Here is a 22,218-nt window from a genome sequence, read left to right as displayed (position 1 = left end):
GCGAGTTTTTTACAAATGGTTTTAGTCAATTTTAACAAGTTTTGCCATCAAACTTTCGTTTTTGGTTGCTACTTGCACTATGTAAATGCCATTGCTCAGCACACTCAAATCTACATCCAGCATAGGATTAATGTCGTTTTGGTAGATAAGTTGACCGTTGAGCGTGAAAACGTTTAAGTGAGCATTTGTTTCGCTTATGCCGTCAAAATGCACCAAGCCCGTGGTAGGATTTGGATATAGATTGAGGTATTTTTTTACCAAACCAAAACCGAGGCCCAAATTGCAGTTGCCCTCAGCATAAGCCACTTGAAACCCTCCTCGGTCGCTGCCGACAATCATATCCATTTTGCCATCGCCGTTCAAATCGCCAAAGGCAGGTTTTACGTTGGCTCCAAAACGATAATTGTAGCATTGTTGGCCAAAAGCATCCATGTAATTTATTGATTCAAGGGGAGTGAAGTTGCTAAACGACGTTTTATTTACATTTCTGTTTACATAAATTCTTCCTTTCGAATCGCCAAAAATAAACTCTGGATCTCCGTTTCCGTCAAGGTCGGCCATGGTTGGGAAAACGCCATAAGTAGGTTGAAAAAAGGTGTCTAATTTGGGGTTTTCAGGGTCTTTTGGGTCAAAAACATAGTTTATTCGCATATAACCGGGCAAAACATTACCAAACGTATCTTGTTTCAACTCAAAATTTGGGGTGGAGGTGCTGCTGGTATTTTCATAATATTGAGTGTTTCCGTTGTATGAACCCACCAACAAATCAATGTTTCCATCCAAATTTACATCTGCCAACACCGGTGCACTTGCTTCTGATACCTGAATGCCAAAGGCGTTATCTTCTATGAGTGTGGCAGTAGCATTTTTGCCTGTCCCGTTTATTTCATACAGCTTCAAGTTGCCATAAGAACTGCCGACAAGCAACTCCGATTTTCCATCTTTATCTATATCTCCAAAAGTGTAATAAATGTTGCGGATAGAGTCTTTTCTCAAACCCAAATAGTCCAATTTAGCAAACTGAAATATCGGGTTTGTTTTAGTACCAATATTTTCATACAGGTTAAGATAATCAGTAAATTCTTGGGTAATGTAGTTGTCGCCATTAGTACCCAAAATCAAGTCCAAATCGCCATCGCCATCATAATCGAACAAAACAGGGGCGGCATAACCACCGTGGTCGGCCATTTTGGAAGTGATGAAAGTGCTGTCTTTAAAAATAAAATTGGGTTTATTGTTTTTTCCCTGATTTTCGTAATACAAAATGTTTCCGGTTTCTCTAAAAATGTAACTGTTTTTGTCGAACGTATTTACTGCCACAATAAGGTCTTTAATGCCATCTCCATTCACATCCTGATAATATGCAGCCGGAAAATTATTGACCGCTACCGGACGACTTGCCGGATACATGGTGTCGTTGGAAATCATGGAATCCAATTTGAGGCCAAACTCCGATTTACCGTTTTTTAACAAATTGAGATGTCGTAGTGCAACGTTGCCCATCAGCAAGTCCATGTCGCCATCTTCATCGTTATCTAACAGCAGCAAACTAGAACCTCCTGCATGTTTTTTCTTGTATTGGTAATATTTAAAACAGTACTGTGGACGGCCAAAAAATATGCGGTTATCCTCAGCAGATTCCTGAAAATCGCCCCAACAAAAATCTACTCTTTCAAAGCTTGGTTTTGTTATTGGTTGCCCATTTTCAACACAATTATTCAAAAAACAAGTTACACCAAAACCATTGGCTTGCAAGGTCAAAAAGTCAATGTCGCCATCGCCATCCACATCTTCAATGGCCGGAATATTGGTGGTGCTGCAAAACAAACTTGTGCTGTCTATGGCAAACGAATCTAGTGCGAAGTTGATAAATACGTTTAGTTTATCACTGTATTTTTGAAATTTGGCGTATTTATCTCCGGCTTTAGTTATGTTGGTGTAAAGCGAAACCCCACTTTCTTCGGTGTTGTAAAACCACAAATCGGGTTTGTTGTCGGCATTATAATCTTTAAAAACAACCCAATGTTCAAAATTTACCGGATAAATCTGGTCGTATTCGGGTTTGTAGGTAAAGTTCCCGCTACCGTCATTAATCAACGATACAACTTTAGAACCATTTCTATCAAATACAAATAGGTCTAATTTTCCATCATTGTCGATATCAAGATTGTAAAACTGAGGCTGGTTTAACCCTCCAATGGCCGAAAAAGGTAGGCTATTTCCGAGGCTGTCCCTCACATCTACATTTGTTGCAACCTTAAACGAAACGCTCTGAGCTTGGCATAAAATGGCCGCCAAAAAAACCGCGAAAAAAGTAATGGCTCTATTCATTATGATTCAATCATTTTTCTAATAGATTCAAATGTACGTATAAATGTTGCATGGTTGAAAATTTGATTCTCCAATAAGTAGAATTCAAACAGAATTTTGGTTTTTCTTTGCTCCAATGCAACTTTTATCGTTCTACAAACTTTTTCTGCAACAGCAGCAGCGGTTTACCACCGACACAAGAAATATCAACCAGGGTGATGTATTTTTTGCCCTGAAGGGAGCCAATTTTAATGGCAATTTGTTTGCCGAAAAAGCTCTGCAATTGGGGGCATCTTATGTGGTGGTGGACGAAGAAACCGGCCAGAACGATGAGCGGATTGTGCAAGTGCCGGATGTGTTGTCGTTTATGCAGCAGTTGGCCACTCATCACCGAAAACAATTTAATATTCCGATAGTAGCCATTGCCGGGAGCAACGGAAAAACCACAACGAAAGAATTGTTAATTAGTGTGTTGCAAACCAAATTTAAGGTGCATGCCACCAAAGGAAATTTGAACAACCACATTGGAGTGCCAATGACTTTGCTCTCGATGAAACCCGAAACCGAGATGGCCCTGATAGAAATAGGCACGAACAATTTTGGTGAAATTGCCTTTTTGTGCAGTCTTCTTCAGCCAAATTATGGTTTGATAACCAACATTGGCAAAGAACATTTAGAAGGTTTTGGCGACCTTGAAGGTGTGGCCAAAGAGGAAAGCGAACTATATCAATTTCTGCTAAAAAACAACGGATTGGCTTTTGTCAATCACGATGATTTTTATTTGAATCGGATGAGCCATCGGTTATCAAAAAAAGTGGGTTATTCGGTTTTTGATAGGTCAATTGGCGTTTATTTGGTGGTAAAAAGTTTTTCTCCCAGTTTAGAATTGATGTTTGCCGATACCGAATTTTATTCTGTTTTAAACGGAAATCATAATGCCCAAAACATTGCGGCGGCTGTGGCCGTTGGCCATCATTTTGGCTTAACCAATCAACAACTAAAAGCCGGTATTGAAAGCTACGTTCCCTCCAACAATCGCTCGGAGATTAAACATATTGGCAGCAATCATTTTTTGTTGGATGCCTATAATGCCAACCCCAGCAGCATGGAAGCAGCCATCGACTCTTTTGCGGCTCTGAAATCAGACAAAAAAATCATTTTATTGGGCGATATGTTTGAATTGGGCGAGACGGCTTTTGAGGAACATCAGGCCATTGCTCAAAAAGCTCTGAGTGTGCCTCATTGCCAATGTTTTTTTGCTGGAGAAACGTTTAATAAGGTAATCAACAATGCAAATCAGGCATTTAAAACGACTTCCGAATTATCCGCGTATCTAAAAAATCAACACATCGAAAACACGTGGTTTTTGATAAAAGGCAGCCGTGGCATGAAGATGGAGCAGGTGCTTGAGGTTTTTTAACACCTTAATTTGCCTTCTTTTTTGCTCGCTTTAAATCCGGAATATTCAGCGGATTGTTTTCAAGATTTGAAATAGAATGACTCAGTAGTCGCATACTTTGGTCGTAAAACAAAATAATTACAGGTGATTCTTCCAAAATCATTTTGTCCATTTCTTCATATAGTTTAATCCGTTTTGGCTCATTTACTTCGGCCAATGATTTTTCATAGGTTTTGTCGAACAATTCATTTTTAAAGTGGGTGTAATTGGGGCCCGACGGACAGAAATTTTTGCTGTAAAAGCACGATAGGTAGTTTTCAGCATCGGGATAGTCCAAAATCCAGCTGGCACGGAAAAAGGATAACTCTGCATTGCGTTTTTTTTCTTTTAATTCTGACGATGGCAGCACATCGATGGTGCAATTGATTCCAATATCTTTAAGTTGTTTTTGTATGTATATGCAGAGGTCTAAATAATCTTTGGTAGTAGCCACAGTTATGGTTTTCGGGCTACTCAGGTAGCCGCTTTTTGCCAAATTTTCTTGGGCTTTTTTTAGGTCAAAGTGGTAGTGATACGATTGTTTTTCGGTGTGACCGCTCAATCCGGCAGGAATAAAGCCACCGTATGCCGGAATGCCGATGCTGTTTCGGAGGTTTTTTAGCATTTTTTCACGGTCGATGGCAAAGTTTATGGCCTTCCGAAAGTAGCTATTATTCAATGGTTCTAATGCATTTTCGCCAATATTTATGGCCAGATATTCGGTGTTCAAAAATGGTTTTTTCTCCAACACACATTTTTCTTTGATGTCGGGTTTTAGTTGGCCGTTTTTGTCTAAAACCACGTCTTTTACGCTGCTGCTTAGGCCATTAAACATGTCTAAATTTCCTTGCAAAAAGTGCAGCAACGCCATTTGCTTGTTGGCAATAAAAGAAATGTTTATGGCATCTAAATAAGGCAATTTTTGCCCGTTTTCGGTTTCAAAATAATGTTCATTTTTGTGCAAAATCAGGTTTACATCCTGTTCCCAAAAGGCCAATTGAAACGGGCCCGTACCCACCGGATTTTGAGCGAACGATTTTTGATAATATTCCACCGCTTCGTGTGGCACAACAGCACAATATGGCATAGATAAAATGCCAATAAAGGGAGAAAAAGGTTGGGTAAGTTCTATTTGAAATGTGCTGTCGTTAAGGGCTTTAAATCCATTTTTTACCACTTTGTCGTTAAAAATCCATGCACCGGGCGAAGCGGTTTTAGGGTCGATTATCCGGTTAAAACTATACACAAAGTCGTTGGCGGTTACCTTTCGTTTTGCAGTTTTGAAACATTTGTTCTCATGAAAATAAACATCGTTACGCAGCAAAAATGTGTATATCTTTCCGCTGCTGTCGATAACCCAAGATTGGGCAATTGCGGGCTGTGTTTTCAACTCTTTGTCAAGTTGAATAAGGCCGTTAAACAATTGATTTACAGCCCAAATGTTGTCTTGTGATGAAGCAAATGCAGGATCCAAAGAAGTGATTCCATTTTCAGAATTATAACGAAAAACGGTTTTCGGAAGACGTTTATTTGATGGATTGCAGCTTATTAACAGCCAAGTCATGTGAATAATTACCACTATCCTGTTCATTTATCCAATCTATTAACTCTTAGTTTTGAGGCTGAAATATAAGTAAAACGTGGCAAAAGTAACGTATTTGGGTCATTCGTGTTTTCTGATAGAAATGGGCGGAAAGGTGTTTCTTACCGACCCGTTTATTAGCGGAAATCCGTTGGCAAAGCATATTGACATAGCGTCTCTTCAGGCAGATTATATTTTGGTTTCGCATGGTCATGGCGACCATGTGGCTGATTTGGTGGCTTTGGCTAACCAAACCAAAGCAGAAGTGATTTGCAACTTCGAAATCTATTTGTGGCTCGAAAAACAAGGCTACCTAAATGTGAGACCCATAAATATTGGTGGGTCATGTCAGTTGGAAAATACAAAAGTAAAAGCAGTAGTGGCCATACATAGCAGCGTTTTGCCGGATGGTTCAAATGGCGGAAACCCACTGGGATTTGTTCTTTCAAACGGTCAAAAAACCATTTATTTCGCAGGGGATACGGCGTTAACCTACGACATGAAACTAATAGCGGATGAATATGCGGTGGATATGGTCATTTTACCCATTGGCGACACGTTTACCATGGGGGTAGAAGATGCTGCCAAAGCCGCAGAATTTTGCAACACTGCTCAGGTGGTGGGCATGCACTACGACACATTTGAACCCATAAAAATTGATAAAAACCGAGCCATAGAAACATTTGACAAAAAAGGTGTGAAACTTACTTTAATGCAAATAGGGCAAACACTCGATTATTGATATTAACAAGAATAAAAAATGACAAAAACGATTTGCATAGCTAATCAAAAAGGGGGAGTGGGCAAAACCACCACAGCCATTAATTTGGCTTACAGTCTTGCCATTTTGGAGTACAAAGTTCTTTTGGTAGATGCCGACCCGCAAGCCAACAGCACATCCGGTATGGGTTTTGACCCTAAAAACATCAAAATAGGATTGTATGAGGCCTTGGTGCAGGATATTTCTCCAGAAGATATTGTGTTGGAAACCATCAACAAAAATCTGACGCTGTTGCCTTCAAATATTGATTTGGTGGGAGCAGAGATAGAAATGATTGACCAACCAAACCGTGAAAAATTGATGAAACGTATTTTGAGCAAAATCGAAAATCAATACGATTTTATCATTATTGATTGTTCGCCATCGTTGGGGTTGATAACTACCAACGCACTTGCTGCGGCCAATTCGATTATTATTCCAGTACAATGCGAATATTTTGCCTTAGAGGGTTTGGGCAAATTGCTTAATACCATCAAAATTGTGCAACGAAGCATCAACCCAAATCTCGAAATTGAGGGTCTTTTGCTAACTATGTACGACAGCCGTTTGCGTCTGTCTAACCAAGTGGTGGACGAGGTAAAACTTCATTTTCAGGAGCTGGCTTTTGATACCATCATACAGCGAAATACTAAATTGAGTGAAGCCCCAAGTTTTGGATTGCCAGTGTTGGAGCATGATTCAGCCGCTAAAGGGAGTGTGAATTATTTGGATTTGGCTCGTGAAATATTGCAGAAAAACGGCCTTACAAAAATGGCAACCGCTGAAAAAGTAATGAGCTAATGGCAAAAAGAAATGCACTGGGAAAAGGGTTAGGGGCGTTATTAACCGATGATGAAAACGCAGCTGAAGGAATAAATGAGTTGTCGCCGAGTTCGGTGGCCATGATTCCGCTGACCAACATTGTTGCCAACCCATTTCAACCTCGTTTAGAGTTTGAAGACGAATCGTTGACGGAGCTGGCCGAGTCAATTTTGGTTCACGGCGTTATACAACCCATTACCGTTAGAAAAGTAGGCTATGATAAGTTTGAGCTTATCAGTGGTGAGCGACGAACCCGGGCGAGCATCATTGCTGGTTTGGACAAAATTCCGGCTTACGTTCGATTGGCAAACGATCAAGAAATGCTCGAAATGGCTCTCATTGAAAACATTCAACGGGAAGATTTAAATGCCATCGAAATTTCGCTTAGCTACAAACGTTTATTGGATGAATGTGGGCTAAAACAAGAAGAGTTGGGGGAGAGGGTAGGCAAAAAAAGAAGTACGGTAAATAATTATTTGCGGTTGCTGAAATTGCCGGAAGGCATTCAACGGGCATTGCAACACAATGAAATATCCATGGGGCATGCTCGGGCATTAATTACCATTGAAGATGAAGATGTTCAACTGTTTATTGCCAAAAAAATAGCTGCCGAAGATTTATCGGTAAGAAAGGTGGAAGATATGGTGAAACAATATCAAAGCACCGGAAGTTTGGATGGGGTAGAAGTGGTATCAAAAAATATTGGTACAAAAGCTCAAAAAGCTACTTTTAAGGAGTTTAAGCCATACCGAGATTTATTGGTAGAAAAATTGGATGCCCGAATAGAATTTAAAGCAACCGACGGCGAAAGCGGAAAGCTCCTCATTCATTTCGACGACAAACACCATCTTACAGACATACTCGAAAAACTACGACATATATAGTTTCTGAATTGGTAACCGAAAGATTATTTTGACAAAATGCTCACGGTCAATTTAAAAAAAAGCCGTTGATTTGCCTTGTGAAACCTGTCATAGTTTTAGGATGCTTAATGATGTTGTTGTCTTTTCAATCAAAGGCACAGCTCTACTTTAAGTCAGTGCAGCAAAGCAGCTATGGTTTCACGTCAAATGTTTTACCACTAAAAGATTCAAACGAGGTACACAGCCCTAAAAAGGCGGCAATTATGTCGGCGGTTATACCGGGTCTTGGTCAAATTTACAACGAAAAATATTGGAAAGCAGGGTTGCTTTATGCGGCCATTGGTGGCATGGGATATGGTTTGAAATGGAACATCGACCGATACAAAATCTATCAGCAAGCCTACTTATCAAGAATTGACAACGACAGCACCAACGATGCCCTGTATTTTCCGGGTATTTCGGATGGAAAACTGAAAAGCGATAGAAACTACTACCGTGAAAACCGAGATAGACTTATTTTGGGGCTGGGCGTTTTGTATGCCCTTCAAATCATTGATGCACATGTAGATGCCCATCTTCGGGAGTTTGATATTAATGAGGATTTAGCCTTTAAACCCGCAATTGGTTTTCAAACATTTCAAAATCAATCCTATACAACAGTAGGCGTTCGGTTGAGGTTTCGGTAGTAGCAGAAGGATAAAACACATGTGGGAGAAGGTTATCAGCTTCGAAGGCGTTGGGTATTTTTGTCAACAATGCTTCTTGGCAGGAGACGTAAATTGGGATCAATGTTAATTGCCTGCTACCCACTATTTACCATTCTTTCGGTGCATATCTAATAAATATAATTCCGCACGAAATTCATGTTTTTTATATTTGGAAATATTGGGAGCTACTGGGAACATATAAACTAAAAAATAATATGGATTCATATAGTCTCTTACCCCATCTCGATACATGCATAGAACTTCAAAACGTTTATCATTCGTTCCCGAATTTATATAATGAATTTGAATTGATAACCAATTGGTGTCCAAGAAAACTTCGTATGTCAAATATCCTCCGCTTAGCCCCAGTTCATAGTGTCCATTCCTCCGCAATTCAAATTTATACCCACAATATGTGCTACCGACAATTTGATGTAGAGAATCGCCGTTTTGAAAACGTTCTGACAAAGTATTAAGCATTTTAAAAATAACAGTATCCTCCTGAATTTTCTTTTTGGAATACCTTTTCTTAGATGCCTGATAGTAATACTTATCAAGATTATTACAGTTCGTATCAAAGCCACTGCCAAAAATTGAATCGTACTTTACTTTGTAAATATCATTTTGGGCATTCAACCTATAATTAAAAGATCCCAAAAGAAAAATGAGAAATAAAATCTGTTTTATCATGTCGAAAAAAAATCAAATAATCCCACGTTGGTGCGAGCTTCCTCCGAGGCGGACACCTGCTGCTCGTACCTTTACGTTACCCCTCAGAGTCACTCGATAGAGGACTCTGATGACAAATTTAAAAAATTTCCTAGTTGTACTAACAAACAAAAGAAGATTAACAACGCAGTTTTTTGTTTGGTGTTGAGGCTTTTTCTCCCTCTACGTCTCCCGATAGGGGACGTGGAGGTGGTTAAAACTAAGGCAACATTCTGGAGGATCAGTAAAGTCTGATAATATGAGCATAGTTGGATTAAATGAATCATTCAAAAAGATTTATTTTTAAATTTGTCATCAACGTCTCTTGACGGGAGACATTGATGGAGAGTAAATGTGGCTGCAACGCCTTTTTTGCTCGATATTTAATTCTATGGCGAAAGGCTATCAATAGACAACATCCAAAATTTTGGATGTCGGCTATTGATACATCTACAACTTTCAATGCTGGTGGAATCTCTATAATAATCACGCAGTTTCACTTTGTACTGATTTTTTGAACTAATCGGCAAATCATTTAACCAATCAGGACATGAAATACAGAGTATTACGGAATCTCCCTGCGATATTGCATAATTACTATCTAGTGCGACGGCATCAAGACATAAAACAATGCTAAAAATACCACATCCAACATTGTCTTTTGGAATATTCTTTATCACAACCGAAATACTGTCAAATTCTTCTACATTGTAATCTGTTATGGTATTCTTTCTTGAAAGACAACATAACAATGGTACAGTAAGACAAAAAAGATATAAAAATTTATTCATAATCAAATGCTTTTATCCGCAACAATGTCCCTTGCAGGAGGGGTTGCAGGAGAGAAAATTGTATGCCGACTCATAGGATAAGAATGTGCTTCACCAATGCCATAGTTTGTATCTATTACAATGCATATAGTACCTTCTGTTAAGCCAGTTACTGTTAATTTTTTGGACTATCGTCCTGATTCCCGTTTTTTTTCTTCCCCTCAGAGTCACTCGACAGAGGACTCTGATGACAAATTTAAAAAAATTTCATAGTTGAACTAACAAACAAAAGAAGATTAACAACGCAGTTTTTTATATTGTGCAGCTGCTGGGGTCAACGGTGTAACCTATGGGGTAAATCTGTTGGGATTAAAATCATTTGAATTGTCCTATTTTTGAGGAGGACTTTTTAGAAAAGTTGTTCCGGTGCAAAGTTGTGTTAGATTAAATTGGGATTAGGAATATGAAAAGATATTTAGTTTTTCTTGTGCTATTAAAATTAACGTTTAGGGTTAGTGCACAGTTTACTGGAAGTGGATTTATTGGGTTTTATTATTTCAGATATGAAATTACCCCAGCTCATTTGCAATTATCTGATTATTTAAATAGGGAACGAATCAGAAAAAGTAAAATAAAAAGCATGGAATTATTTAAAACCAACAATCCAAATGATTCGGTTAAAGATCCATTTTTAATATTTGAGTTTGATACTACAGGATTTCGAACAGAAGAAATCTCAACCATTGATAATAGAAAAATAAGGGCTGATTACACCCAAACAAATGAGTATATTATAGGTAGTTCAGATAAATGGCGTGATTCGATGGAAAAAGTAAAACAAACCTACTTTTTAAAACGACCTAGTTCGTTGAGAGGCTTAACATGGGAAGGAATGGGTACATTTTATTTTGATACTGCCGGAAGATTTCAGTATTCTAGTATAGATGGCACAAAGGGTAATAAAGTGGTTTGCTATTTAAAACCTGGGATGTATCCCGACTCTTTTGTTTATACGTTCGATTCTATCGATCAGTTGATAGGAATTGATGGATATTATTCGAAAATAAATCAACTGGTTTATAAAAAAATGAGAATTGCTACTAAGGATTCATTCGAATCCGTTTTTGTGGGCTATCAAGAATTTTATACTTGGACAAAAAGGGTAATTTATGACTCCCTTGGTTATGAAATCTATAGAGAAGACTTGTATCACAATTTTCAAAATAGTAAACAGGCCGAAAAATATTTTAGGATATACCCAAGGCCAATTTCAAAGAGAACTGTAAGGCAGTTCGACGAAAATTACAACCCAATTTCAGTTACAGAAACTTTGGAAAACGGTGAAATACAATACAAGGAGCTATGTGATTACGATGAATATGGAAATCTAGTAAAATTTGTTGTTTTTGAAGATGGTGAAACTACTTTTTATCATTACCGATATACTTATTACTAGGCAATTACCAAAAGGTTGAGGAAGTAAGTATCGACTTTTTAAATGAAAATACATTCCTAAATTGGGTATAGTCCTTATTCTTCATTTCTGGCCATCTTCTTTTACAAGACCCATTTGTAATTATCTGCTCTCCTTGAACTTTATAAAAAACAAAGTAGTATCTCAGATATGGCTCAAAAGTTTCGGTTTTTACCATGCTATCATTTACTACATAATAACCATACTTCCCGTAATTAAGATTATTTAAGTCATCACTACTAGGAGGGCTGCAATAGGCACAGCTAAAATACACTCTACCATTCGCAAAAAATCTTAAAAATCGATACCTTCTTTGTCCATTTAATTCCGATTCCAAAATATAAACACCATCAACTCTAACTTTAGTCGTATCTATTTTTAAACCTTCTTTCTTTAAGAGTTTAAATTTATACTTAGTCCTTTTGTTACAATATTCTGGGCATTCTTGACTCATCAACTTTAATGAGCCTAACAACAGAAAGATTAAATATAGCTTTTTCATATTTCCAATATTAATTACCAAGTCCTCCACTTAAGGTTGTTTCAAATCCATTATCCTGTCTTTTCTACCCCTCAAAATCACTCATAAGAGGACTCTTCTAACAAAATTAGACATTCTTTACCAACTAAGGCGGGCAGGTCGTTCGGTTGTACTGATTTTTGCTCTCTCCACTTCTCCCGCTAAGGGGGCGTGGAGGTGGCTTAAACTAAGGCTTCATTCTGAAGAATCAGTAAAGACGTATTATCTCAGCATAGTTGGATTAAATGAATTATTCAAAAAGATTTATTTTTACATTTGTCATCAACGTCCCCTGACGGGAGACATTGATTGAGAGTAAAAAAGAAGAAGACGAAAAATTTGACAAATATTTAGAAGAAATTCTTAAAGGTAAATCTCAATGAAATACTTGTTCCATATCTTTTTTTGTACAATTTATTTAGGGTGCGGGACATTAATGTCCATTCATCACCCATTTCTGACGGAAAAAGAAAAACTTCCAATGAATACGTCCGTATTTGATACTTTGTTCTTTCCAATAGATTTTATAGAAGGTGAAATTTATAATGTTTCAGAATTGAAAATTAGAGGGTCTGAAATTAATCAAGAAATTTCGCAGTTTTTATTTCAAAATATGGATACAATTGGCTTTGACGTGCATTTTAGATTTGACATATCAAATACCAAAAAATATCTTCTTTCAAGATTTTATACAGTTGACCAGCAATTTGAAATAATCTTAGCACTTGTTGAGATGAAAAATTACAAAGCCATTTATTGGTTTTCTTTTCTTGCAAAAGATACATCTTTTAGCACTTTCGACGAAGAAGAAAAACTAAATAAAGGCTATTTGACAAATCAAGGGCCACTTTCCGTGGAATATTCAAGTGATTCGGTCTTTTATAAAAGTTATACGGAATTTGTTTCCGAAAGCACCATAGTGAAAACCGAGATAATCGATGAAAATAAATTCAAAATCAAAGATTCAATAGTGCATTACCAAGAGTTATTGTACCATCCCTTTAACGATGGATTTGTCGCTAGGGAATTTGGAATATTGCATTTTCAAAATGGTGAATTAATATACAAATATGATGATTAACTAATCCCCCAAGCTGGTGCACGTTTCCACCATACTATTTGCCTCTTAAGTGTTGCAAAAAAATATCCTTAAGATTAATATAATTTGTATCTAACTGCATATCTTTCAGCGTATATTTTTTTAAATAAAAATTAGATTCATAGAGTAGATTTTGAATAATATTTGAAATATTTTTCATGTCCATTAGTTCATTTGGGTCGTCCAAATTATATATTCTTTTTTCTTCTCCTTTTCTAACATATATTTCATAACTGAAATGGGAAGTGTTGGGCAAAGTATATAGTACTCCCCAAAAAAAGGACAATTCAAAAGATTAATAAATTTGAATTGGAAAATGAGCAAAAAGCGTAGAAAATTTAGTTCGGGATTTAAGGCCAAAGTGGTCATTGAAGCCCTTCAAGAACGTCAGACATTGCAAGAACTGGCCAGTAAGTATGAGCTGCATAGCACCCAGATTGTATCTTGGAAAAAGGAGTTTTTGGAGAATGCCTCGGAAGTATTTGAGTCAAAGTCGACCAAAGAAAAAGGGTCTGAAGACACCGAGAAATTGTACAACAAAATCGGTCATATGCAAATGCAGATTGATTTTTTAAAGAAAGTCTTGGGCAAATGAGTTTGACAGAAAAACGGCAGCGAGCTGTACAAACGCGTTCAAGACTACCCTTAATGGAGCGTTGCAAATTAATGGGCATCAATAGATCTGGTGTTTATTACAAGCCCAAGATAACCAGTGCATTAAACGAGCAGTTGATGCGAACCATAGACCAATGTTTTATGGCACATCCATACTATGGTGTGGCTCGAATGACGACCTATCTCAAAGAAGACTTGGGTTATCAAATCAACGAAAAACGTGTTCGCAGACTATATCGTCAAATGCGTCTAAAAACCATTTATGCCAAGCCCAAAACCACCCTTAGAGACAAGGCAAACTGTCATTATCCCTATCTGCTTGGTGGACTCAAAGTAGAACACCCAAACCACGTTTGGCAAACAGATATAACGTATATTCCAATGTTTAGAGGCCATATGTTTATGGCAGCTATCATTGATGTGTATAGCAGAAAAATAGTGGGCTGGAGTCTGTCTAACACGATGACCGCACAGTGGTGTGCAGACTTGCTCACAGATACCATAAAACTACACGGAAAACCTCACATTCACAACTCCGATCAAGGCTCGCAATACACCAGCGAAATTTATCTAAACATTCTAAAACAAAACAACATACAAATCTCTATGGACGGCAAAGGAAGGGCTACAGACAACATTTACATCGAACGTTTTTGGCGTTCATTAAAGCAAGAAAAAATCTATCTAAACCCTCCCAACGGGGGCTTGGAATTATACCAACAAATCAACCAATACATCCAATTTTACAACACAAAAAGAAGGCATAGCTCTATAGGGAATTTAACCCCATTACAGAAATATTTTAACCCAAATAAATCAGAAAAAGTTAATTATAAGTACCTTTGATTTTGTCCTAACTTTGGGGTGTAGTTAAAATTTTCCATATTATTAACATAATAGGAGCCAGACAAATAAATATTATATTTAGATTATCTCGGAAAAATATATATCCAGATTCAAAGCTAACGACTAGTTTAAATACTATTACTAATCTAACAAATCCGATAATTTGGATAGTAGTCATAATATATTCATCCATTTTACTTCTGGACTTTCCAAAAAGAACATATGTTGTATAAAATACGTACTTCATTTTCTTTCCTTCAGAGTCTATCCTTAGAGGACTCTGAAAACAAATTTAACGAAAAACCCAAACTATTCTTACCAACAAAAAAGACCGCCAAAGCAGTCTTTTGTTTTGTGGAGAGGAAGGGCAGTATGTCAAACATGTATTCATCTTGGCCTTTTATTTTACTTGACTGAATATCCGCAAAACCATACTTTTGTTATTTCCTGAAAAATTTATGAGTCATAAAATTTTGAAATTGAGAACACTAGTGGTTAAATCCTTTCTTTTGACTTTGATCATTTGCTCGGTAACTTCCAACTTATTTGCTCAAAAAGAGGGAAATATTTGGTTTTTTGGAGATAGTGCGGCAGTTGATTTTAACTCTGGAGTTCCTATTGCTTTGGTAGGTTCCAATATGCATACCTATGAAGGTTGTGCCACAGCTTGCGATGAAAATGGAAAACTTTTGTTTTATTCAAATGGCGAGAAAATATGGAATCGAAATCATGTTGTAATGCCTAATGGGGTAGAATTGGGTGGCAATCATAGTTCAACACAATCGGTATTAATCGTAAAAAAACCTTATTCTAAAAATATCTTTTATGTATTCACAACCATAGATAAAGGGGAACAAAACGGGCTTAGATATTCCATTCTGGACATGTCCCTACAAAATGGACAAGGGGATGTTACCTCTTCCAAAAGTATTTCCATGCAAACCCCTGTTTGCGAGAAATTAACCGCAATTAAACACTCAAATGGAAGAAGTTTTTGGATTATAACACATGGCTTTCATTCTGATGAGTTCTTTTCTTATTTATTGGACTCAACCGGATTAGATTTGAACCCTGTGATAAGTAAAATTGGTCCGATAATCACTGGAGAGTATTTCAATAGTTTTGGTTATCTCAAATGCTCACCTAATGGAGAGTATCTTGCAATGGCTAATAATTACACCCAAACAGCAGACCTTTTCAAATTCAGTACAAGTTCTGGTCAAGTAAGCCAATTTCTAACAACACTTGATACCTTTTATAATGGGTCAAGAATCTTTCCTTATGGTATTGAGTTCTCAACCAATAGCCGTTACCTTTATGTTTCGGATAGAGATGGCCCTGCGTCCCATGCAGTGTACCAATTCGACTTGGGATTACAGCAAATTGACTTGATTCGAGCATCAAGTATCGAAATTGCCCAAAATATCGGTGGGGCTATACAACTGGGTCCTGATGGTAAAATCTACGTTGCTCGGCCTCAAACCCATTACCTTGCAGTAATTAATCGACCAAATGAACGGGGCGGCCTTTGTGGTTATCAAGAAGACGGAGTGTTTCTGGGAACAGGAAAACCTCTTTTAGGTCTTCCGTCATACCCGAACACAATTTATAACATAAAAATCGAAAGCCTAAACACTTGTTTGAATGATACAACAACCTTTATTGCTCATTACGCACTTGATCCAGATTCAGTATTATGGAACTTTGACGATATTGAAAGTGGATCCAATACGTCAACCCTTGATTCATCAATCCACACATTCTCTGATACCGGTACTTTCAATGTAAAGTTAATAGTATACCGAGGCGGTAGTATTGATACTGTTAGTCATTTAGTAAAAATTCATGAACCCCCTTTGGCATACATTGGGGGAGATACCACCATGTGTTTTGGAGAGCAATTAATTTTACAACCGCAACCACTTGAAAATTACATCTGGCAAGATGGCACAATGGCTCCTAGCCTGATAGCATCTCAATCCGGCTCATATTCCATTAGGCTTCATGGTTGTAATCAGGTCTTATCAGAGATAAACTTGGCTTTCAAGGATTGCTCATGTAAATTGTATTTTCCAAATGCCTTTAGCCCCAACGACCGTCCTCCTAACGAGGTATTTAAACCAACCGGATCATGTCTTGTTACCGAATATCGACTTAGCATCTATAATCGATGGGGAGAACTCCTTTTCCAAACAGAAGACATTGAAAGTGGGTGGGATGGAAAATACTCGGGCAAAGACGTTCAATCTGGCGGTTATCTCTGGCTATCTCAATATTCTGTTTCATTGGAGGATGGGAGAAAGCGTCGGTTGTATGACAATGGGATAATTACTATTGTTCGCTAGCTTAAGCTTGGCCAGCAACAGATTAAGTATTGACATACAATATCATCTTTTCACCACTTTGATTCATTTACATAATTAACCCAAAGGGAGTCGAACCCTAACTACCGGATTATCAAACCATATTAAAAACTCTTAAAAAAACAAAACTCCCTGATAATCAGGGAGTTTTTAGAATCTGTGGAGCTGCCGGGAGTCGAACCCGGGTCCGAAGAAGGAATTGAATCACGCTTTCTACATGTTTATTGTCTATTGTTTTGGTGGTAAATAGGGTTAGACAAGCACCTTTTTTTACCCTTAGCCTGCTTTGTAAACCATCGGCTAACAGACATTACCGACAATTATTCGGGCTTTTCGACCGCCTGAACTCTGCCGCAGCCCAAACATAGCAACAGCAGGCGGATGGCAATTGCTATAATCTCCTAGGATTAGGCAGCCATGGCGTAGTTATACTCGCCGTTTATATTGTTGAAGGTTTTGATTTAAGAGCAATTCCTACAACGCTCTACATGCTTACCTGTCAATTGGCCCTCCCGTCAAATCCAGTCAGCCCCTTTGAGGTTTGTTATTTCTCTGCAAAATTAGTGCCTTTGATGCAGTTTCTTTAAGCCTTTCATCAATATTGCTGTAATTTTGTCATTCGTTTAATGTATATAAATGAAAAAACTGTGCTTGGGTCTTTTGGCATTTTCGCTTTTCTTCTCAGCTCACTCATGTAAAAACAGAGGTAGCAAAAAGGATGATTCGGCAAAACCCGTGGTAAGCTACGGAAGTTTTGGCGGGTTTACCGGAGCCGAAAACCGAATTGACATTTTTAAAAATGGAGATATTTATAGAAACAGCAGCTTGTCTGGAAAATCAGAACTGGCTGGAACCATCAAAAAAGGAGAAGTTAAAAACGTATTAAAAGAAGCCAAAAAATTAAACTTCGACACACTAAGCATAAACCAACCAGGCAACATGAGTTATTTTATAAAAATTGGCGAAAATAAGGTGGTTTGGGGAAAAAACGGAGCCAATCCTCCCGAACAGGTATCCTCTATCAACACCATGTTACAAACTATTTTAGACAACATCAACACTTCAGAAAATAATGAATAACCGTTTTTTACTCTCTTCGCTAATCCTTTTTTGGGGAGGAAATTTGTTTGCACAAAATGCATTTACCGCCCGCAGTCAGAAAGACTCATCGGGCAAAAAAGCAACTTTTGCATATTCAGAAACTCGTTATGGCGGCAGTCAAAATCAAATCAACCAAATCTTTGTAAAACCCGATTCAAAATATCTGATTCAATTTGACAATAATCAAACTGTTATTCAGGTTTCGGGAAAAACAGAAAACCACGCCAAGGCCCAAATTCCGTCTCAATCAGCCATGCAGTTTATTACTTCCATATCTAATGATTTGGGAATTGCAGCTTCTGATAAGTTCACTGCTGTTTATTCGAACGTTGATGAATTGGCCATTTCGCATACCAAGGTAAACCGTCTTATTAACAACATTCCGGTTTTTTGTGGTGAAATAATTGTTCATCAATATACGGATGGAAACATCACTGCTCAAGGCATGCTTTTGCCCACGCCTAATGAAAACCCAGCCGCCCTTGTTTCAGCAGAAATTGCTATTCATTCTGCCGAAAGTTTGGTTGTTGAAAACGAACATATAGCTGCCAACAGCGAACTTTGGCAATTCTCTGCCGGAAAAGAAACGGTGGCCAATCTGTATTACGTAAACATAAACGGTGTACTGCAAAAAGTTTTTGTGGTTGATTATTTCCCTAACCATATCCATTGGTGGCGTGTTTGGGTAGATGCCTATTCTGGAAAGGTGCTAAATGCTTATGAAAAAACCTGCTCCATTGACGGCCCAAGAACTGCCACAGCTACAGACTTGAACGGAAAAAGTCAAACCATAAACACCTATCAGGTGGGGGCAACATACATGTTGATTGACGCAACTAAACCTATGTTCAATTCTGGCAGAGGCAGCATACCCAATGACCCATACGGAGCCATTTGGACCATTGACGCAAAAAATACCAATGGCAGCAGTTTAAGCCAAATTACCTCAAGCAGCAATACTTGGACGGATAAATCGGCTGTTTCAGCCCATTATCATGCCGGTTTGGTTTATGATTATTACAAATCGGTTCACAACCGAAACTCTATCAACGGAAATGGTGGAACCATGATTTCGGTGGTTAATGTTACCGAAAACGGAGCAGGTTTGGACAATGCTTATTGGAACGGGCAGGCAATGTTTTATGGCAATGGCAAAACGGCGTTTAAACCCTTGGCCGGAAGTCTTGACGTGGCCGGACACGAAATAACGCATGGCGTAATTTCAAGTACCGCCAATTTGGAATATCAAGGGCAATCGGGAGCCATAAACGAGTCAATGGCCGATGTGTTTGGCGTTTTGATAGACCGTGATGATTGGCGATTGGGAGAAGACGTTGTTAAAACTTCTGTTTTTCCAAGCGGTGCTTTGCGAGATGTAAGCAATCCGCACAATGGCCGCACATCGTTGGGGCAGAATGGATATCAGCCCATGAAAATGTCGGAAGCCTACAAAGGCACCGATGACAATGGTGGTGTACACATCAACAGTGGCATTCCAAACCATGCATTTTATTTGATTGCAAATACCGTTGGCAAAAACGATGCTGAAAAAATCTATTACCGAGCATTAACCAATTACCTAACCTCCAGTTCCAACTTTTTAGCTTTGCGATATGCCATTGTTCAAGCTGCCACCGATCTTTTTGGAGCCAATAGCACACACGTTGCCAAAGCCAAAGAGGCATTTGACACCGTAGAGATATTTGACCCCAATGCGGGCAGCACTGGCGGCGGAACCGGAAGCGAGGAAAAAGATTTGCCAAAAAACACCGGAACCGAAAATATTTTGAGCATTGATATTGACCCATTTAATAGCAACACCTTGTACCGAAGTTCTACGGCTGGAGACAATTTTAAGGCTTTTAGTCAAACAGATTTTCTCAGAAAACCATCGGTGCTTGATGATGGAAGTGTTTGTGTTTTTGTGGCGGATGACAACAATATTCACTCCGTTGACTTGAAGGGAACAAATGGCGAAAGTGTTTTAACAAGCGATGCTTTTTGGAGCAACGTGGCCGTATCGAGAGATGGAAAACGACTGGCTGGTGTGAGCACCGAAATAGATTCTGCCATTTATGTATATGATTTTACAACTAAAAAGTGGAATAAATTTACCCTCTACAATCCAACGTTTTCGGGTGTGTCTGCGGGCGGGGTTTTGTATGCCGATGCTATTGAGTTTGATTATAGTGGCGAGTACATTTTATACGATTCCCGAAATTTGATAAACAGCACCAGCGGTACGTTAGATTATTGGGACATAGGTATTATAAGAGTTTGGGATAACCAAAGCAACAACTGGGGTAATGGTAAAGTAGAAAAATTGTTTAGCCAATTGCCCTCAGATGTCAGTATTGGCAACCCAACTTATTCTAAAAATTCACCCTACATCATTGCTTTTGACTATATTGATGAATTTGCAGACGATTATGCTCTATTGGCTCTAAACACCAGTTCAGGCAAGGTTTCTACCGTATTTGATAACGTTAAGTTGAGTTTTCCAAATTACTCAAACGATGATGCCAAAATCATTTTTGACGCACAATCGAGCGGCAATGATGTGATAGGAATCATTTCTATGAAAACGGATAAAATAACTCCATCTGGCTCTGCCTCTTTACTTATAAATGATGCTAAATGGGGAGTATGGTATGCCAACGGAACGCGTAGTTTGTTTAGCAGCGAAAAAGATTTGTTGAGTTTTGCATTTCCAGCAGTGCAGGGTGCTTCAAAGGCCGTTTTTAGTGGAACAAACATTAATGTAACAGTGCCGGACAGTGTGGACGTAAAAAGCCTTATTCCAACCTTTACTCACTCGCCTAAATCAACTGTTTTGGTGGCTACAGAAGAACAGATAAGCGGTGCAAATGCCAAGAATTTCACGACCACCGTGGTTTATACAGTAAAAGCGGAAGATGGTTCGACCAAAAATTACAATGTGATTGTGACCAAAGAGATAGTGAACATTGATGACATTCTTTCGCAAAACATACTGGTTTATCCAAATCCGGCAAATGAAGTGTTGTTCGTTTCCGGAGTAAATCCTTTCAGTAAGTTTGATTTAATCGATACTAAAGGTTGCATGGTAAAATCAGGCAATATGAATAAATCTCAAATTTCATTAACTGACGTATCAGCCGGAACTTATTTCTTGATTATCCCACAACCACAAGGTTTGATAAGAAAACTCATTTTGATAGAATAGTTAATTTCTGATTAATAAAAAGCCCGCTGGCCTTTGGCCAGCGGGCTTTTGTTTTATAAAACGATTCTTTTTAAACCATCTCCATATAGTCGGTGTGGCAATAGCCTTCCACCGGATTTCCATCAATGCCCGTGCCTCTAACTATGTTCCAAGAGCTATTTACTCGTTTCACCAAAAGCAACTCGCTGTCTTTGGCAAATTTTCCGACAATTTCATCTTCTGTGCTTGCCCCTGCACGCACATTCAAGTTGCTCGATTTGGTTGCCACTTTGCATTTTATACCTTGTGAGCTAATATCGGCTACTTCGATGTTGTTAAACACATTGCTAACCGATGGTTGAGAACTCAAAAAAGCATTTACTTTTTCAAGAATCGCCCCATCTTCAACGCTGCCCGTAACAGTTACATTGCCACCGTTGTTTTGAACTTGCATATTGTGAATATTGAAGCCTGCATTTTGCATGGCTCCGTAAAGCGGATTTATTTCCTCGCTTTTTTCTTCTACTTTCTTTTTGAATGCATCAAATAATCCCATTTTTTTCTTCTTTAAATTGTTAAAAATTAATTAGCAGATAGTGTCATTTTTGCTCCGCTTCCATTGGTCAAAGTCATCCCCGTTTCAGATAACCCTGAAATTGACAGGTTGTCAGTAGTGCCATTTTCTGTCGTTTTAATGGTTGTTGCGGTTTCATCAATCTCAAATGTGCCTTCACTTTTTTTACCGGCAACGGTTGAAATCATTTTTCCTTTTTTGGTAAACTCTACCATATACCCTTCGCTGATTGTGGCTTGGATAGCAGATGCATCCATATTTGGATCTTCCATGGCTGTCACCTTCCATGCCTTGTACACCATGTTTCGTGGGTCGTTTTTCTTTTTGCAACTTGTGGCCAACACCACCAAAGAAACAAACAACACCGGAATTAATACTCTTAGTTTTCTCATTTTCTATTTTTTTGCGGCTAAATTACTTTTTTTGAGTGAAATAGTAGTTAATTACTCTCATTTTATCTGAGTTTTTGTAACACAAAACAA

The 22,218-nt window shown here is 38.2% G+C and carries 19 protein-coding genes and 1 other RNA gene; 12 read left to right on the top strand and 8 right to left on the bottom strand.

Annotated elements, in window-relative coordinates; all coding sequences use genetic code 11:
* Positions 1–21: 21 nt before the first annotated feature.
* Positions 22–2,331, bottom strand: coding sequence for a T9SS type A sorting domain-containing protein (locus H6607_09635; protein MCB9262622.1), 2,310 nt, complete (start codon positions 2,329–2,331; stop codon positions 22–24).
* A gap of 115 nt (positions 2,332–2,446) precedes the next feature.
* On the opposite strand from H6607_09635, the gene H6607_09630 reads away from it, so the two are divergent.
* Positions 2,447–3,730, top strand: a complete 1,284-nt coding sequence (locus H6607_09630) for a UDP-N-acetylmuramoyl-tripeptide--D-alanyl-D-alanine ligase (protein MCB9262621.1) — start codon at positions 2,447–2,449, stop codon at positions 3,728–3,730.
* 4 nt (positions 3,731–3,734) lie between these two features.
* On the opposite strand, the gene H6607_09625 is transcribed toward H6607_09630, so the two are convergent.
* A complete protein-coding gene (locus tag H6607_09625; GenBank protein MCB9262620.1) occupies positions 3,735–5,339 on the bottom strand; it encodes an ABC transporter substrate-binding protein in 1,605 nt (534 codons plus the stop codon).
* A gap of 49 nt (positions 5,340–5,388) precedes the next feature.
* On the opposite strand from H6607_09625, the gene H6607_09620 reads away from it, so the two are divergent.
* The 4 genes from H6607_09620 to H6607_09605 all read left to right on the top strand — a co-directional run bounded on the left by H6607_09620 (position 5,389) and on the right by H6607_09605 (position 8,461).
* Positions 5,389–6,072, top strand: a complete 684-nt coding sequence (locus tag H6607_09620; protein ID MCB9262619.1) for a metal-dependent hydrolase — start codon at positions 5,389–5,391, stop codon at positions 6,070–6,072.
* An 18-nt stretch (positions 6,073–6,090) separates the two neighbouring features.
* Positions 6,091–6,891 carry a ParA family protein gene (locus H6607_09615; protein MCB9262618.1) on the top strand — a complete coding sequence of 267 codons (801 nt, stop codon included), beginning with the start codon at positions 6,091–6,093 and terminating at the stop codon, positions 6,889–6,891.
* On the top strand, positions 6,891–7,796 hold the full coding sequence (locus H6607_09610; protein MCB9262617.1) for a ParB/RepB/Spo0J family partition protein: 906 nt from the start codon (positions 6,891–6,893) through the stop codon (positions 7,794–7,796). The genes H6607_09615 and H6607_09610 overlap by 1 nt, the downstream gene beginning before the upstream one ends.
* Positions 7,797–7,873: 77 nt before the next feature.
* Positions 7,874–8,461 (top strand): hypothetical protein, encoded by a 588-nt coding sequence (locus H6607_09605; GenBank protein ID MCB9262616.1) that lies wholly within the window; start codon positions 7,874–7,876, stop codon positions 8,459–8,461.
* Positions 8,462–8,584: 123 nt separating this feature from the next.
* On the opposite strand, the gene H6607_09600 is transcribed toward H6607_09605, so the two are convergent.
* Both H6607_09600 and H6607_09595 read right to left on the bottom strand, forming a co-directional pair.
* The gene (locus tag H6607_09600) at positions 8,585–9,172 is read right to left on the bottom strand and encodes a hypothetical protein (GenBank protein MCB9262615.1); all 588 of its coding nucleotides are present in this window, start codon (positions 9,170–9,172) and stop codon (positions 8,585–8,587) included.
* A gap of 407 nt (positions 9,173–9,579) precedes the next feature.
* Positions 9,580–9,981 carry a hypothetical protein gene (locus H6607_09595; GenBank protein MCB9262614.1) on the bottom strand — a complete coding sequence of 134 codons (402 nt, stop codon included), beginning with the start codon at positions 9,979–9,981 and terminating at the stop codon, positions 9,580–9,582.
* 442 nt (positions 9,982–10,423) lie between these two features.
* On the opposite strand from H6607_09595, the gene H6607_09590 reads away from it, so the two are divergent.
* Positions 10,424–11,416, top strand: coding sequence for a hypothetical protein (locus H6607_09590; GenBank protein MCB9262613.1), 993 nt, complete (start codon positions 10,424–10,426; stop codon positions 11,414–11,416).
* Between the two features lie 4 nt (positions 11,417–11,420).
* Here H6607_09590 and H6607_09585 read toward each other — a convergent pair whose 3' ends face one another.
* Complete coding sequence (locus H6607_09585; GenBank protein MCB9262612.1) at positions 11,421–11,936, bottom strand: hypothetical protein; 516 nt, start codon at positions 11,934–11,936, stop codon at positions 11,421–11,423.
* Between the two features lie 454 nt (positions 11,937–12,390).
* On the opposite strand from H6607_09585, the gene H6607_09580 reads away from it, so the two are divergent.
* The 4 genes from H6607_09580 to H6607_09565 all read left to right on the top strand — a co-directional run bounded on the left by H6607_09580 (position 12,391) and on the right by H6607_09565 (position 16,859).
* Positions 12,391–13,035, top strand: a complete 645-nt coding sequence (locus H6607_09580; protein MCB9262611.1) for a hypothetical protein — start codon at positions 12,391–12,393, stop codon at positions 13,033–13,035.
* 334 nt (positions 13,036–13,369) lie between these two features.
* On the top strand, positions 13,370–13,648 hold the full coding sequence (locus tag H6607_09575) for a transposase (protein ID MCB9262610.1): 279 nt from the start codon (positions 13,370–13,372) through the stop codon (positions 13,646–13,648).
* Complete coding sequence (locus H6607_09570; GenBank protein MCB9262609.1) at positions 13,645–14,514, top strand: IS3 family transposase; 870 nt, start codon at positions 13,645–13,647, stop codon at positions 14,512–14,514. The genes H6607_09575 and H6607_09570 overlap by 4 nt, the downstream gene beginning before the upstream one ends.
* 479 nt (positions 14,515–14,993) lie before the next feature.
* Positions 14,994–16,859 carry a gliding motility-associated C-terminal domain-containing protein gene (locus H6607_09565; protein MCB9262608.1) on the top strand — a complete coding sequence of 622 codons (1,866 nt, stop codon included), beginning with the start codon at positions 14,994–14,996 and terminating at the stop codon, positions 16,857–16,859.
* A 175-nt stretch (positions 16,860–17,034) separates the two neighbouring features.
* Here H6607_09565 and ssrA read toward each other — a convergent pair.
* Positions 17,035–17,410: a transfer-messenger RNA gene (gene ssrA / locus H6607_09560) on the bottom strand.
* Between the two features lie 103 nt (positions 17,411–17,513).
* Between ssrA and H6607_09555 the strand changes: the two genes are divergently transcribed.
* Both H6607_09555 and H6607_09550 read left to right on the top strand, forming a co-directional pair.
* The gene (locus tag H6607_09555) at positions 17,514–17,957 is read left to right on the top strand and encodes a hypothetical protein (GenBank protein ID MCB9262607.1); all 444 of its coding nucleotides are present in this window, start codon (positions 17,514–17,516) and stop codon (positions 17,955–17,957) included.
* Positions 17,950–21,183 carry a M4 family metallopeptidase gene (locus H6607_09550; GenBank protein MCB9262606.1) on the top strand — a complete coding sequence of 1,078 codons (3,234 nt, stop codon included), beginning with the start codon at positions 17,950–17,952 and terminating at the stop codon, positions 21,181–21,183. Before H6607_09555 ends, H6607_09550 begins: the two co-directional genes overlap by 8 nt.
* Before the next feature lie 70 nt (positions 21,184–21,253).
* On the opposite strand, the gene H6607_09545 is transcribed toward H6607_09550, so the two are convergent.
* Positions 21,254–21,718 (bottom strand): SH3 domain-containing protein, encoded by a 465-nt coding sequence (locus H6607_09545; protein MCB9262605.1) that lies wholly within the window; start codon positions 21,716–21,718, stop codon positions 21,254–21,256.
* 26 nt (positions 21,719–21,744) lie between these two features.
* Positions 21,745–22,128, bottom strand: a complete 384-nt coding sequence (locus H6607_09540) for a hypothetical protein (protein ID MCB9262604.1) — start codon at positions 22,126–22,128, stop codon at positions 21,745–21,747.
* Positions 22,129–22,218 lie beyond the last annotated feature (90 nt).

The sequence above is a fragment of the Flavobacteriales bacterium genome, from assembly GCA_020635395.1.
Lineage (GTDB): Bacteria > Bacteroidota > Bacteroidia > NS11-12g > UBA9320 > UBA987.
Note: the sequence above shows the minus strand (reverse complement) of the source record. Positions and strands in the feature narration are given on the sequence as shown.